At 72.7% G+C, this 14,162-nt stretch carries 13 protein-coding genes and 2 pseudogenes; 12 read left to right on the top strand and 3 right to left on the bottom strand.

Features of this window, described 5'->3' with window-relative positions:
* Positions 1–78 precede the first annotated feature (78 nt).
* Positions 79–774, top strand: a complete 696-nt coding sequence (locus ACFW01_RS02230) for a TerB family tellurite resistance protein (RefSeq protein WP_234954539.1) — start codon at positions 79–81, stop codon at positions 772–774.
* A 26-nt stretch (positions 775–800) separates the two neighbouring features.
* Here the strand turns inward: ACFW01_RS02230 and ACFW01_RS02235 are convergent, their stop codons facing one another.
* On the bottom strand, positions 801–1,343 hold the full coding sequence (locus tag ACFW01_RS02235; RefSeq protein ID WP_234954537.1) for an N-acetyltransferase: 543 nt from the start codon (positions 1,341–1,343) through the stop codon (positions 801–803).
* A gap of 270 nt (positions 1,344–1,613) precedes the next feature.
* Here ACFW01_RS02235 and ACFW01_RS02240 point away from each other — a divergent pair, with 270 nt between their 5' ends.
* The 8 genes and pseudogenes from ACFW01_RS02240 to ACFW01_RS02275 form a co-directional block, all read left to right on the top strand.
* Positions 1,614–2,369, top strand: a complete 756-nt coding sequence (locus ACFW01_RS02240; protein WP_234954535.1) for an SCO2525 family SAM-dependent methyltransferase — start codon at positions 1,614–1,616, stop codon at positions 2,367–2,369.
* A gap of 54 nt (positions 2,370–2,423) precedes the next feature.
* On the top strand, positions 2,424–4,268 hold the full coding sequence (locus ACFW01_RS02245; protein ID WP_234954533.1) for an SCO2524 family protein: 1,845 nt from the start codon (positions 2,424–2,426) through the stop codon (positions 4,266–4,268).
* Between the two features lie 2 nt (positions 4,269–4,270).
* Positions 4,271–5,188: an SCO2523 family variant P-loop protein gene (locus tag ACFW01_RS02250; RefSeq protein WP_234954684.1), complete on the top strand. Its 918-nt coding sequence runs from the start codon at positions 4,271–4,273 to the stop codon at positions 5,186–5,188.
* Complete coding sequence (locus ACFW01_RS02255) at positions 5,185–6,150, top strand: SCO2522 family protein (RefSeq protein WP_234954531.1); 966 nt, start codon at positions 5,185–5,187, stop codon at positions 6,148–6,150. Before ACFW01_RS02250 ends, ACFW01_RS02255 begins: the two co-directional genes overlap by 4 nt.
* A gap of 1 nt (position 6,151) precedes the next feature.
* Entirely contained in the window at positions 6,152–7,132 is a 981-nt protein-coding gene (locus tag ACFW01_RS02260; RefSeq protein WP_234954529.1) for an SCO2521 family protein, read from the top strand.
* A 72-nt stretch (positions 7,133–7,204) separates the two neighbouring features.
* The gene (locus ACFW01_RS02265) at positions 7,205–8,320 is read left to right on the top strand and encodes a hypothetical protein (RefSeq protein ID WP_384502187.1); all 1,116 of its coding nucleotides are present in this window, start codon (positions 7,205–7,207) and stop codon (positions 8,318–8,320) included.
* A gap of 62 nt (positions 8,321–8,382) precedes the next feature.
* Positions 8,383–8,595: pseudogene (locus tag ACFW01_RS02270) on the top strand (MMPL family transporter); the annotation flags it as partial.
* Positions 8,592–8,939, top strand: a pseudogene (locus tag ACFW01_RS02275) (response regulator transcription factor); the annotation flags it as partial. The pseudogenes ACFW01_RS02270 and ACFW01_RS02275, both read left to right, overlap by 4 nt.
* Here ACFW01_RS02275 and ACFW01_RS02280 read toward each other — a convergent pair.
* Positions 8,906–10,432 carry an alpha/beta hydrolase gene (locus ACFW01_RS02280; RefSeq protein ID WP_234954525.1) on the bottom strand — a complete coding sequence of 509 codons (1,527 nt, stop codon included), beginning with the start codon at positions 10,430–10,432 and terminating at the stop codon, positions 8,906–8,908. The pseudogene ACFW01_RS02275 and the gene ACFW01_RS02280 sit on opposite strands and share 34 nt — an antisense overlap.
* Before the next feature lie 94 nt (positions 10,433–10,526).
* Entirely contained in the window at positions 10,527–11,255 is a 729-nt protein-coding gene (locus ACFW01_RS02285; RefSeq protein WP_234954524.1) for an alpha/beta hydrolase, read from the bottom strand.
* 237 nt (positions 11,256–11,492) lie between these two features.
* Between ACFW01_RS02285 and recO the strand changes: the two genes are divergently transcribed.
* From recO to ACFW01_RS02300, 3 genes are all read left to right on the top strand, one after another.
* Positions 11,493–12,242 (top strand): DNA repair protein RecO, encoded by a 750-nt coding sequence (gene recO, locus ACFW01_RS02290; protein WP_161329502.1) that lies wholly within the window; start codon positions 11,493–11,495, stop codon positions 12,240–12,242.
* A gap of 52 nt (positions 12,243–12,294) precedes the next feature.
* Entirely contained in the window at positions 12,295–13,125 is an 831-nt protein-coding gene (locus ACFW01_RS02295) for an isoprenyl transferase (protein WP_234954522.1), read from the top strand.
* A 92-nt stretch (positions 13,126–13,217) separates the two neighbouring features.
* Complete coding sequence (locus tag ACFW01_RS02300) at positions 13,218–13,964, top strand: YoaK family protein (protein ID WP_234954520.1); 747 nt, start codon at positions 13,218–13,220, stop codon at positions 13,962–13,964.
* Positions 13,965–14,162: the final 198 nt, after the last annotated feature.

The raw sequence follows: 14,162 nt of genomic DNA on the forward strand, positions 1-14,162 counted from the left end.
GGTACTGACTCCACGTCGGTGATGTGGCTAACATCACGCCAGCGCGACGATGCTGTCGCGCCGTTACGGAGGTGCGACGTGCTGCCTGGACGGGGACGAAACGGCCGAGCTGCCCGGCTGCCACGCATCCTGGGCACCCGCACCGCGTGGACGCCGGTCGGCGACGGCGAGTTCTTCTGCCCCGGCTGCGGCGGCGACCGCAACTACCAGCGGCTCGCCGGACGGCGCCGCTTCACCCTGCTCGGCGTGCCCCTGCTGCCCCGCGGCGAGTCCGCGCCGACCGTCGAGTGCGCGGCCTGCCGCCGCCACTACGGCACCGAGGTCCTCGACCACCCCACCACCACCCGCTTCTCGGCGATGCTCCGCGACGCCGTCCACACCGTTGCCCTCGCGGTCCTCGCCGCCGGCGGTGCCTGTTCCCGCACCGCGCTGGAGACGGCGGCCGTCGCGGTGCGCGCGGCCGGCTTCGAGGACTGCACCGAGGAGCAGCTGAACGCGCTCGTCGAGGCGCTGGAGGCGGACACCGGCCGGGTCCACGGCGAACCCTGCGTGCCGGGCCTCGCCATAGAACTGCACGAGGCGCTGGACCCGCTGGCCCCGCACCTCGCCACCGTCGGACGTGAGTCGATCCTGCTCCAGGGCGCCCGCATCGCCCTCGCCGACGGCCCCTACACCGCCGCCGAACGCGACGCCCTGGCGACGGTCGGGGCGGCCCTGACCCTCTGCTCCGACGACATCACCCGCCTCATGGAATCGGCGGGCACACCCTCCTGACCGAACGGCGGTGCGTCAGACAGGCCCTAGCCGGGCAGGTCGAGGCGCATGATCTGGCGGTGCATGCCCGGTCCGAAGTAGTCCTGGCGCAGCCCCCCGTCGGGCTCCTCCGGGCGGAAGCCCAGGGAGCGGTAGAGGAAGATCGCCGCGAGGTTGGCGGGCTCCACGGTCAGGCGCACGACGTCGATGCCGTCCCGGCGCAACCGGGTCAGGACCTCCGTCATCAGCTCCGTCCCCAGGCCGTGCCGGCGCCGGTCCGGGGTCACGCCCAGGCCGAGTATCCAGCTGTCCGCGCCGAGCGCCCGGGTGGCGGCCAGCACGTAGCCGCGCAGCCGGCCCGCGCCGTCGTCGAGCACCAGGAAGTGTTCCTCGTACATGTCGAAGAGCTGGCGCAGCAGGAAGCCGGGATAGGCGAACTCCCGGAACACCTCCTCGTCGAGCCGCCGCAGTTCGGGCAGATCGGACTCCCGGGCGGTGCGCAGGTCCAGAGGTGGGCCGTCCGGGCCGTCGGCGGCCCCCGGGAGCAGGTCGTGGCGGTCGAGGGAACGTTCCAGCGGTTCGGCGGTCATGCAGCCCCCAGTCAGCACGTGCGGACGTCAACTCCTCGCCACCGGAGCCCTACTCGAAGGAATGACGCTTCGTGTGGCGGCCGGTGACTCCTTCTGGCTAGAGTGAGCTTCCAACTTCGGCCGTGCAAGGGCGAGTTCGGGCGTGCGACGATGCGCCCGACGTGCGCCCGGCGGATGCGGAGTGGCGAGTTCCCTGCTGTCTCGCTGTGCCCCGGTGCCCTACCGTGCACAACACTGGGGTTTGTCCGGAATCGAATGGAACGCGGCAGGATGACTATGGATCGCAACGCCGACGCACCGTGGTCGAAGTTCGATCCGGAGGCGTACGTCGACGACAACTACCGGACACCGCTGGAGGTCGACCTCCTCATCGTCCGGCTGATGCGCGACCACTTCAGCCGCTGCTTCGCCGACGCCCCGCACCCGGTGCGCGGCATCGACGTCGGCGCCGGCGCCAACCTCTACCCCGCGCTCTCCATGCTGCCCTGGTGCGACAAGGTCCTGCTGCTGGAGTACGCGCACCCGAACGTCGAGTACCTGGAGAAGCAGGTCTCCCCGGCCGGGTACGACACCGCCTGGGACCCGTTCTGGAACGTGCTGTGCGAGGCCCCCGCCTACCGCGCCGTCGAGCCCAGGGAACTGGCCGGCGAGATCGTCCGGGTGGAGCGCGGCAACCTGTTCGACCTGGAGCACGGCCACCGCCGCTGGGGGCTCGGGACCATGTTCTTCGTCGCCGACTCGATGTCCGAGTGCCCCGAGGAGTTCCAGCGGGGCGTGCGCTGCTTCATGAACGCGCTCGGTGACGGAGCCCCGTTCGCCGCCGCCTTCATGAAGGAGTCCGTCGGCTACCGGGTCGGCGCCCACGACTACCCGGCCTACCGGGTGAACGAGGACCGGGTCAGGGAGAGCCTCGGGCCCTTCACCGGAGAGCTGGAGATCCACGATCTGCACCACATGGTGCGGCCGGGACACGAGGGAATGCTCCTCGCCCTGGGGCGGCGCAATTCGGAGATTGCCACCCCGTAGGAACGGGGACCATGCTGAACACAGGGCAACGAGATCTGTACGAGGGGTGCGGGGATGCAGATCAAGCCGCGGCAGCACCTGCTGGAGATCTGGCAGGCCATGGCCCGTCACTCGTTCGACGACGGGAAGCTCGTCCGGGGGGACACCGACGGGCTGAGCAGCGTCGCCGACGCCGAACGCCTGCTCTGCATCCTGTATCCGGCCACCGAGGTCCCCGCCTTCCGCCTCGACCAGCCCGACACCACCGAACGTGACATCCTGCGCGCCCTCGACCGCGTCGGCAGCCGGCTGGAGATCCCGCCCAACCTGATCACCGCGCTGACCCAGTTCATGCGCACCCACACCGGCACGGACGACAGCCCCACCTTCTCCGGCGGCCACTACTTCCGCCCCGCCGAGGCCGGCGGCGGGATCACCCACGAGCAGTACCAGCTCGGCGTGGTCGACTCCTACTCCATGTCCGTCACGCTCTGCCTCGCCACCCTCGGCTTCCTCAAGATCTACGAGAGCACCACCACCCGCCCCGAGGTGCGCAAGGCCGTCGCCGAGCTGCGGGACGCCACCAACACCCGGCTGACCGCCGCGATGGTCAGCCTGCTGCGCTCCTTCACCGTCAACGTCTTCGACGCCGAGTCCGAACAGGGCAGCCGGCTGATCGAGGTCATCGGACAGGGCGGGCAGTCCGACCGGCTCGTCCTCCAGCAGTTCTCCCGCCGGTTACGCCCGCTGCGCGCCACCATCATCGAGAGCATCTCCAGGGGCATCCAGGTCGACGAGGGCATCCGCGACGAGAGCCAGCTCTTCGAGTGCGGCTGGGCCTGGGGCATCGTCAAGGACGCGCCGAAGATCACCGACCTGAGCCTCCCCGTACCCGGCCAGCCCGACGGCATCGCCGACCGGCTGCCCTACGTGTACTTCACCGTCACCGCCCTCGACGGCATCCAGGACCTGTTCTCCGAGCGCACCCTCACCCTCGGTCTGCTCGACGAGGACCAGCAGAAGCTCGCCGAGATGCTGCGCCTGCGCTGGGAACTGAGCCAGCAGTACTGGTCCGCGATCGCGCGTTTCGGCAGCGAGCGCTGGCCTCTGGAGGACCTGCCCTGGCAGACCACCGGACTGCGCCTGGAGTCCGAGTACTTCTCCCTGACCGTCGCGGCCATCGTCGTCCACGACCTGGTCCGCCGGAAGGCGACCGACGACGACCTCACCCGCACCGTCGCCATCATGGAGCGCCTCGCCGACCGCGGCAGGGTCACCAGCAGAATGACCAGGAACGACCCCACCATCCGGCTGCACACCCCCGGCGTCACCATGCCGCTCGCCGGATCCGAGCGCTCCGGCGGGCAACTGCTGTGGCGGATGACCGACTTCTCCGCACAGCTCCTCAAGCGGATCATCCAGCTCGCCGAACTCTCCCGGAACATCGGCGCCCAGGACCGGCTGCTGCGCCTGGCCGAGCAGGCCTTCGAGCACCTGTGGGCCCGCCGCATCGACGACGAGGAAGGCGCCGGCCTCTGGGACAACGTCCAGGCCGTCTACCCCGAGGCCCACGAGGCCGGGCTGCGGATGTCCTGGAGCATCACCGAGCGCGTCACCGAGTGCCTCGTCGCCGCCCGCATCCTGTACGAGCAGCAGCCCATCCGCAGCCCCGAACTCGCCGAACTCGCCAGCGAACTGCTCAGCGAGGCCACCCACCTGTTCGGCAAGGAGCAACTGGAGGCGTCCGCCGCCGCCGACGGGAGCAGGGCCCGCGCCATGCGGAGCATCGAGAGCCGCCTCGACCGCGCCCGCAGCCTGGTCGACGACCGGCCCGCCACCGCCTTCGCCCTGGCCCTGCCCGTGCTCCAGGAACTCGACACCCTGGCCCAGGCCCGGGGCGCCGCCGCCCAGGAGGTGTGAGCGTGCTCGTCTTCGCCGCCTCCGACAAGGGAGGCACGGGGCGCTCGGTCACCAGCGCCAACCTGGCCTACCAGCGAGCCCTCACCGGCGACCACGTGGCCTACGTCGACTTCGACTTCGGCTCACCCACCGCCGCCGCCGTCTTCGACGTGCCCGGCGCCATGCGCGGCACCGAGGAACACGGCCTCCACTCCTACCTGGAGGGCGAGACCGCGGAACCAGTCCGCATCGACGTCTGGCGGCAGACCGAGCACCCCCTGCTGCGCGCCCGCCCCAACCAGTCCGGCCGCCTGGTGCTGTTCCCCGGCGACGCCGGCGGCGGCGAGTTCGCCACCGGCGAGGAGGCCCTGGAGCGCTGCATCGACCTGCTGCTCAAGCTCAACGGCGAGTTCGACGTCACCGTCGTCGACCTCAGCGCCGGCCGCAGCTACGCCGTCGACATGGTCCTCGCGGCCATCGCCCACCCGCGCATGCGCAACGTCCCCTTCCGCTGGCTGGTCTTCCACCGCTGGACCCGCCAGCACGTGATCGCCGCCTCCGGACTGGTCCACGCCGACCACGGCATCATCGGCGGCGGTGTCGAACGCGGCCACGACGAGGAGACCCTGCGCGCCGCCATCCGATTCGTACGAACGGCCGTGCCCGACCCCGAGTCGCCGCTGTGGTCCCAGGGCTCACCCGCCCAGACCGCCTGGATGCAGGCCTGTGACAAGGCGCTGCGCCGGCTCGCCACCGAGCACCGCATCGGAGACAGCGTCGTCCTCGGTGTCGTACCACTGGAGCCGATACTCCAGTGGCGCGAGCAGCTGATCACCGAGGAGGACGTGCTCACCACCCAGATAGCGAACAAGGAGACGCTGGGAGCCCTGGAGGAGATCGCCCGCCGCCTGACGGACGACGTGCATTGGGGGCGGCCGTGAGTGACGCCGTGTTCCGGGAGACCGCTGCCGAGGCGCGTACCCAGTCGGTGCCGCTGGCTCATCTCTCGCTGGAGCTGGGGCATCTCTACATGGAGGACTTCGAGGCCGGGCCGGAGCGGCTGCGGCGGCACTTCGCCGAGGTCAGGCCCTGGGTGGAGGCGGCGCGGGCCGCGGCCGGCGCGCGGGCCGGCGGCAAGCGGGCCCGGATCAGCACCTGCTTCCTGATCGACGACTACTTCAGCCGGTTCTCCACCCCGGCCGAGGTCGTCCCCATGCTCCTCGCGGAGGCCGAACGGGCCGGGCTCGCCGTCGACTACCTGGCCCGCGAGTCCGGCTGCGCCGTCACCGGCAAGACGCCCGTCGCGGAGGCGGTGGCCGGCCGCATCGTGGAATCGCCCGCCCCCGGCAGCTACGGCAGGCGCCCGCCCACCGCGCGGACCGGCTGGCTCGCCAACGGCGACCGCGGCACCGTCGTCCGCGCCGCCCAGGCGATGAAGCGGACCCCCGACTGGCAGCCGCCCCGGGAGACCGCCGCCCGCCGCCACTCCGTCTTCCTCGACGTCGAACTGTGGAACGACGATGCCGAGGGGCGCCGCACCTGGTCCTGCCCCTTCCTCGCCGCCGTGTGGCAGCTCGCCCGTCTCGGACTGCTGCGCGACGCCGGCGAGGCCGTCCTCGTCCCGCAGCCGCACACCGGCACCGGCTTCCCCGAGGACTGGGACGAACTGCCCTCCCTGGTCCGGCTCAACCCGCGCGCCGACCCCTTCTCCGCCTACCGGACCTGTTCCGTCGTGCCCAACCGTTTCCTCCCGGTCGAACACGCGGTGCGTGTGATCCTCGACCAGATCGAGGTCGACCCGGGGGCGCTGGCGCAGGTCGCCGAGCGTTCCGGGAACGAGCGCACGGCCGTCCCCGACTCGGTCGCCGACCGCGTCTCCTACGTCTTCTACACGGCGCCCTGAGATGGCGCCGCGGCAGAGCACCCCGCCCGCCGTCCTCGCCTGCGGCGAGATCCGCACCTGCCTGCTGCCCGCCCGGCAGGCCCTCGACATCCGCTCCGCCGCCCAGCTCCTCGGCCTGCGCGCCGACGAACGCGTCCTGCTCTCCGAGCGCCCGGGCCTCTACGCGCGTTCCCCCGACACCCTCACCGGCGTCGACTGCCCGCTGCCCAGCGCCAACGGCGCCCGGGTCCGCGCGGTGGGCACCGTCACCGCGCACGCCGCGCTCACCGAGGGGCGGGTCCTGCAGACCTCCGCGTACTGCCGCCTCCCCGCCGCCGGTCCCGACCAGCGGCGGCCCTGGGGCGAGTACCTGGTGCGGCCCGGAGTGGTCGAACCGCTCGGCAGGCTCCCGCACGAGGCGGTCGCGCAGGGCGTGCTCGGCGGCGGACGCCACGGCGACCTCGACGTCGGCCTGATCGCCGACGGGCTGCTCACCCGGCTGCTGCGCCACCCCCTGCTCGACCAGCGCCCGCCCTTCCGCTCCCGGCCCACCCGGCTGCGCTGGGTGGCCCTCCCCGCGGACCCGGGGGACGCCCCCTCCCTCGAACGGTTCACCCTCGCCGAGGACGAACTGCGCACCGTACGCCTGCGGGTGCCCGAGGACACCGACGGCGCCGACCTCGCGGCGCTCTGCGACGACCTCGCCCTGCACGACTGGCTCCTCACCACCGTCGTCCGCATGCTCGACGGCATCCGGCTCGGCGCCTCACCCGCGCAGGACGCCGGCGCCGTCGTACGGGCGCTGCGGCCGGCCGTGGACCACCTGCTGCACCTGTGGATGCCACGGGCCCGGGTGACCCGGGACCTGGCCCCGCTGTGGGACCCGCTGGAGGAACGGCCCGGCTTCACCCGGCAGTGGCAGGCGCTGGTGCAGCGCATCCGCGACCAGCTCACCCTGCACGCCATCCCCGCACCTCACCGGGAGGTGGAGCCGGCTCCCTGACCGGACCCAGCGCCTCCCACGCACATCCCCGCACCCCGATCCGACGCGCATCCCAACGGGGGGAGAAGCGAGATGAGCACGGCACAGTCACCCCGACCCGACGACACGGCCCGCACCCCGGGCCCGGCCGACCCGAGGGGCGAGTCCCCATGGGCGCGCATGCTGCTGGTCGCCCTCGTGGCCGGCGCCCTCTTCTGGAGCGTCACGGCACTGCTCAGCCCCGACGGCGGCACCCTGCGGCAGTTCGCGGCCGCCGTCCTCTGCGCCGGCGCGGCGGTACTCGTCCAGTACGTGCTCGGCCTGGCCCCACGCCCGGCCCACGAGCGGCTGGAGGAGCACACCCGCCGGGTGGAGAGCGCCCTCGCCGAGAACACCGCCGCCGTACGGGACGGGCTGAACCAGTACGACGACGAGCTGAAGTCCGGTCTGACCCGGTACACCGAGGACGTCAAGCAGCTCGTCGAGACGCACGTCACCCACGGGGACCACCGGTCCGGCGAGTCCGGGACGCCGCTGGACCCGGTCCGCATCGACAGCGTGCCCGACCTGGCCAAGGGCTTCGCCGACGTCCTGCTGCCCAGCCCCTCGATCCTGCACACCTTCGTCCACCTGGAGATGGAGCGGGTGGTCGGCCACATGGCGGACCTCACCAACCTGAGCGCCGAGTGCCCCGGCGAGAACCACGACTGGATGCTCACCCTCACCCGGGCCGCCGAGCAGTCCATCCTCGCCACCAGCACCTCCGTGGACCGGCAGTTCTGGAACAGCGAGCCCGCCGGACGCTACCTCGACGCCCAGCAGGCGGCCATCGACGAACAGGGCGTCGCGGTACGCCGCCTGTTCCTGCTGGAGAGCGCCCGCGAACTCGACGACCGGCTGCTGCGGCTGTGCGAGGAGCAGGAACTGCGCCGCATCGACGTCCGCGTGGCGGTCCTGCCCGAACTGCCCCCGCACCTCCAGCGCGGCACCACCAACGACTTCATCCTCTACGACGAGGAGGTGTCGTTCGAGATCGAACAGGACCTGCGCGACGTCAATGTGCGGACCCGCCTCACCGCGCGCCAGGACTACGTACGGGACCGGCTCAAGCGCTTCCGGGAACTCTGGGACGCGGGCATGGGCCTGCGCGAACTGGAGGTGCGCGTCGACGACGAGGAGGACGGCAACTGGATGGTCGACCAGGCCTGACCGCCCCCGCACCGGTACTCCCGTTACTCCCTGGGGAGTAACGGCGCCCGCACGTCACCCCGATGGGGGCCGTAGGGACAAGCGGGGAGACGAGGGGGCGGCGGCGGGCCGTGCCCTGGCTGGTGCTCGGACTGTGGATCACGGTCCTGGCGATGACCTCGCCGTTCGCGTCGGAACTCGCGGACGTGCAGCGCGACCGCGCCGTCGACTACCTGCCGGCCGGCGCCGACTCGACGCCGGTCGCCAGGATCCAGGACCGGCTGCCGGGCGGCGAGACACCCGGCCCGCCGAACTCCTCGACGCCATCCGCACGGTGACGGCGGGCGACGCGCTCCTGCCGCCCGGACCGACCGCCCGCCTGATCGAAAGGTTCCTGCGCAGCCCCGCGACGCCCGCCGCGGGCACCGCGGGCCCCGACTGCCTGTCCGACCGGGAACGCCAGGTCCTCGCCCTGGTCGCCCGTGGCCTCAACAACACGGAGATCGCCGACTCCCTGGGCCTGAGCCCCCTGACCGCCAAGACCCACGTCAGCCGCATCATGGGCAAGCTGGGGGCGCGGGACCGCGCGCAACTGGTCATCGTGGCCTACGAGTCGGGGCTGGTGGTGCCGGGCGTCCAGTCCCGGCAGTACACGTCGGCCGCGGGCCGGTCGCCGGTCGCGAGGAAGCGGGAGACGGTCCGGTCGCCGCAGGCGTTGCCGTTGGCGAGGTAGGCGCCGTGGCCGGTGGAGTCCACGGTGACCATGACCGCGCGCCGGCCGAGCGCCTCCCGCATCTTCCGGGCGCCGCTGAGCGGGGTGTTCACGTCCCGTTCGTTCTGGACGAGCAGGACGTTGGACGGCCCCCGGCCGGTGATCCGCACCGGCGCCTCGCGCGGCGGGTACGGCCAGGCGGCGCACATCATCGCGTTGCGGGGCATCCCGGCGGTGAGCGGATACTTCGCGCGGCTCTCGGCGACGCCCTTGCGGTACACGGCGGGCGACTTCGGCCAGGCGACGTCGTTGCAGAGCGTCCCGACGCCCACGGCGGTGACGTTCTGCAGCACGGACTCGGGCGGCGCCTGGGGCGCGGGCGGCACGGTGCCCTGCGCCGCGGCCCGCATCAGCTTGGCGAGCGTGGGATAACCGCTGGGGCGGTCCAGGCTGTCCAGCATCGTCTGGCGCAGCACGTTGCCGTTCAGCTCCTCCGGGTTGGCTCCCGGCCAGGGGATCGGCTCGCGGTCCAGCCGGGCGGCGAGCCGCAGGAACAGCGGCCGTACGTCAGCGGCACGGCGCGCCACGCGGTCCGGGTTGCCCGGCCGCGACGCCCACGCGGCGAAGTCCGGGAAGGTGTCCTCCACGCCCTGCTCGTGCCCGGCGAGCCAGGCACGGCCGACGCGGGCCGGGTCGGGGTCGTCGTTGCTGTCCAGCACGACGCGGTCGGTGCGGTGCGGGAAGAGCTGCGCGTACACCGCGCCGACGTACGTCCCGTACGACACCCCCCACGCGGAGATCTTCCGCTCGCCGAGCGCGGCCCGGAGACGGTCGAGGTCGCGGGCCTCGTTCGCGGTGCTGAGGTGCCGCATCAGCTCGCCGCCGTTGCGCAGGCAGGCGTCGGTGATGCGCCGGGCGGTGCCGAGGTTCGCGTCGATCGAGCCGTCGGGGGCGGGCCAGGGGCGGAGCCTGGAGGTGGCGAGGTCGGCGGTCTCCAGCCCGCAGTCGACGGAGGCGGAGGGGGCGAGCCCGCGCGGCGCGAACCCGACGAGGTCGTAGGCCTCCCGGACACTCTGCGGCAGCTTCTGCCCCTTCCCCGACGGGTCGTTCAGGCTGGACCCGCCCGGCCCGCCGGGGATGAGCAGCAGTGTCCCGCGCCGGGCGTCCGGATCCTCGCTCCGGATACGCGAGACGGCGATGTCGATACGGGGGCCGCCGGGATCGGCGTGGTCCATGGGCACCTGGAGCGTGGCGCACTGCTGACGGGGGTCGACTGCGCCCCCGCCGCAGTCCGTCCAGGTGAGGGTCCCGGCCGGGTCCGCGGTCGCGGCCGAGGCGGTGACCGGCGCGGTGATCCCGAGGAGTGCGGTGGAGACGCCGACGAGGGCGGCGTCGCGGATGATTCGCTTGCGCTGCGTCATACGACGAGCCTCACGGATCCGAGGCGCCGCCCCCATCCGGGCAACAACCCTCTCCATACGGGGGTTTACCCGAGGAACCACCCCAGCCGCGGCCCTACTTCAGGTGCCGGCCGAAGAACCTGTCCCCGTCCTGCACCTCGAACCACGGGGTGCCGGTGTGCCCGCCCATGTTGGCGTGCAGCGTCTTCTCCTTGCTGCCGAAGGCGTCGAAGAGGTCCAGGGCCCGCTGCCGGGGGTTCCCCTCGTCGTCCCACTGCAGCAGGACCAGCAGCGGAACGGAGACCCGCCGTGCCTCCTCGCGCTGGGCGCGGGGCACGAATCCGCCGGCGAAGAAGCCGGCGGCCGCGACGCGCGGCTCGTCCACCGCGAGGCGGATGCCGAGGGCCATCCACCCCGAGTACCCGACCGGGCCGCCGATCCCGGGCAGCGCGAGGAGGGCGTCCAGGGCGGTCCGCCATTCCGGTGCCGCGTTCTCGACCAGCGGGCCGACCAGCGACTCGAAAATCTCGTCGACCGGCTCCCCGGCCCGCATCGCCCGGCGGAGGTCGGCGCGTACCCGCTCGTCGGCCGCGGAACGGGGCCGGTCACCGCATCCGGCGGCGTCGACGGAGGCCACCGCGTAGCCGGCCGCCGCGGTGTGCCGGGCCCGGGCCACCAGCCGGGGCTCCGTCCTGGCCATGCCGTTGTTGTGGGCCATGAGGACCAGCGGAACCGGTGCGGCGGATGCGGATTCCGGCGTCCACAGGGTGCCGGGGATCTCGCCGAGGGTGAAGTCGCGGGCGACGACACCGTCGTCGAGGCGTCGTTCGGAAGTGAAGTGCATGGTCGTGCCTTTCGGGAGTGCGCTGGAACGGCGCTCCCGGACGACCTATCGCCCGACCGTGACCCCGGAGGGGAGCACCCACGTCGAAACGTTCACGGGTACCACCTCCTCGCTCTGTCGCACGGCCACCGGGAAAGTAGCAGCGCTCGCCGTGGGCCGCCAACGGGTTTTCCGCGGCGCACCCCGATGTCCGCGGTCGTGGCGAGGCGCCCCGGGGCATGCGCGAGAATGGGCGGCATGAGTCTGTTCCGCGACGACGGCATCGTGCTGCGCACCCAGAAGCTGGGTGAGGCGGACCGGATCATCACCTTGCTCACGCGCGGTCACGGACGCGTACGCGCCGTGGCACGCGGGGTGCGGCGGACGAAGTCGAAGTTCGGGGCCCGCCTCGAACCCTTCTCCCATGTCGACGTGCAGTTCTTCGCCAAGAACAGCGAGCTGGTCGGGCGCGGGCTGCCGCTGTGCACGCAGAGCGAGACCATCGCGCCGTACGGCGGCGGGATCGTCACGGACTACGCCCGGTACACCGCCGGGACGGCCATGCTGGAGACGGCCGAGCGGTTCACCGACCACGAGGGCGAGCCGGCGGTGCAGCAGTACCTGCTGCTCGTCGGCGCGCTGCGCACCCTCGCCCGGGGCGAGCACGCGCCGAACCTCGTGCTCGACGCGTTCCTCCTGCGCTCGCTGGCGGTGAACGGGTACGCGCCGACCTTCGGGGACTGCGCGAAGTGCGGCCTGCCCGGTCCGAACCGGTTCTTCTCGGTCGGGTCGGGCGGTTCCGTCTGTGCCGACTGCCGGGTGCCCGGCAGCGTCGTACCCTCGCCGCAGGCCCTGGAACTGCTCGGGGCGCTGCTCACGGGAGACTGGGGGACCGCGGACGCGTGCGAGCCGCGGTACGTGCGGGAGGGCAGCGGGCTGGTGTCCGCCTATCTGCACTGGCACCTGGAGCGGGGCCTGCGCTCCCTGCGGTACGTCGAGAAGTCCTAGGCAGAAACACGCAGAACCACGCAGAACCACAGTACGAGGAGACGAGAGACACATGGCGGTACGCGGGATCCTTGGGCGGCAGCGCCGGGAGTACAGGACGCCGGAGCCGCACCCGTCCGGCGCGCGGCCCCCGGGCCTCGGTGAGCTGGTCCCCGAGCATGTGGCGATCGTCATGGACGGCAACGGGCGCTGGGCCAAGGACCGCGGGCTGCCGCGGACCGAGGGGCACAAGGTCGGGGCCGAGCGGGTGCTCGACGTGCTCCAGGGCGCGATCGAGATGGGCGTGCAGAACATCTCGCTGTACGCCTTCTCCACCGAGAACTGGAAGCGGTCGCCGGACGAGGTGCGCTTCCTGATGAACTTCAACCGGGACTTCATCCGCAAGACCCGCGACCAGCTCGACGAGCTGGGGATCCGCGTGCGCTGGGTGGGCCGGATGCCCAGGCTGTGGAAGTCCGTCGCCAAGGAACTCCAGGTCGCCCAGGAGCAGACCAAGGAGAACGACCGGCTGACGCTGTACTTCTGCATGAACTACGGCGGCCGCGCCGAGATCGCCGACGCCGCGCAGGCTCTCGCCGAGGACGTGCGGGCCGGGAAGCTCGACCCGTCGAAGGTCAACGAGAAGACTCTCGCGAAGTACCTCTACTACCCGGACATGCCGGACGTGGACCTGTTCCTGCGGCCCAGCGGCGAGCAGCGCACGTCCAACTACCTGCTCTGGCAGAGCGCGTACGCCGAGATGGTGTTCCAGGACGTGCTGTGGCCCGACTTCGACCGGCGCGACCTGTGGCGGGCGTGCCTGGAGTTCGCCTCCCGCGACCGGCGGTTCGGCGGGGCCATCCCGAACGAGGAGTTGCTCGCCATGGAGGGCAGGCAGGCGTAGCGGCGGGCGCCCGCTGGGGCGCTCGGGTGCTTCGGGGTGTGTCGCCGCGCCGGTCGCGCCGACCGTCCCGCCGCCCCGCCCATGCTGACGGCATGCCCGAGGAGCCCTCCGCGTCCCCGCCCGACGTCCGGCGTACGGCCGTGATGACCGTGCTCACGGTGCTCGCGGGCGCCGTGGACGCCGTCAGCTTCCTGACCATGGGCAAGGTCTTCTGCGCGCTGGCGACCGGCAACGTGCTGTTCCTGTCGTTCGCGCTGGCCGGGGAGGGCGACGTGCCGGTGGCGCGGCCCGCCACCGCCATCGGGGCGTTCCTGGTGGGGGCCGCGGTGGGCGCGGTGCTGCTGACGTGGCTCGCGGCGCGCGGGCGGCCCTGGTTCGCGGTCGGGCTGGCCGGTGAGGGCCTGCTGCTGGTGCTCGCCGGTGGCGTGGCCGTGGGGCGGCACGGCACCGGCGCGGTGGCCGGGGCGGACCTCGTGGTGGTCGGGACGGTGGCGCTGGCCATGGGGCTGCGGGCCTCCACGGCGCTGCGCGTGCACGTACCGGGGATGCCGACGCTGCTGAGCCAGACCGCCATCGCCCAGCTCGTCAACGACGTGCTGAGAGATCCGCGCGCGGCGCTGCGGGGGATGACGGGCGGGCAGCGGCTGGCCAGGACGCGGTGGACGGCGACGGTGGCCGGGATCTTCGCCGGCGGCACGCTGGGCACCCTGCTGCTGGTGCCGCTGGGCACCGGCCGGGCCCTGTTCGTCATCGCCGCGGTGGTCCTCCTCCTGGCGGCGGCGAACCTGCCCCCCGGCCCCACCGACCGCCCGCCGACGCCACCACCGGACGGCCCGTAGGCCCGCAGGCCCGCAGGCCTGTCGGCCGGGTGGATCGTGGGCCTGGGGCTTGGCGGTGTGGCGGCTGGGGTCTGGTGGGCTGGTGGCCAGCCGGTTTCGCGGTCTCGTGGTCTGGCGGCCTGCCGGTCTGGTGGCCTCGCGGTTCCGCGGTTCCGCGGTTCCGCGGTCTCGCGATCTGGCGGTGCCGCGGTCTGGCGG

The organism is Streptomyces sp. NPDC058985, from assembly GCF_042740985.1.
Lineage (GTDB): Bacteria > Actinomycetota > Actinomycetes > Streptomycetales > Streptomycetaceae > Streptomyces.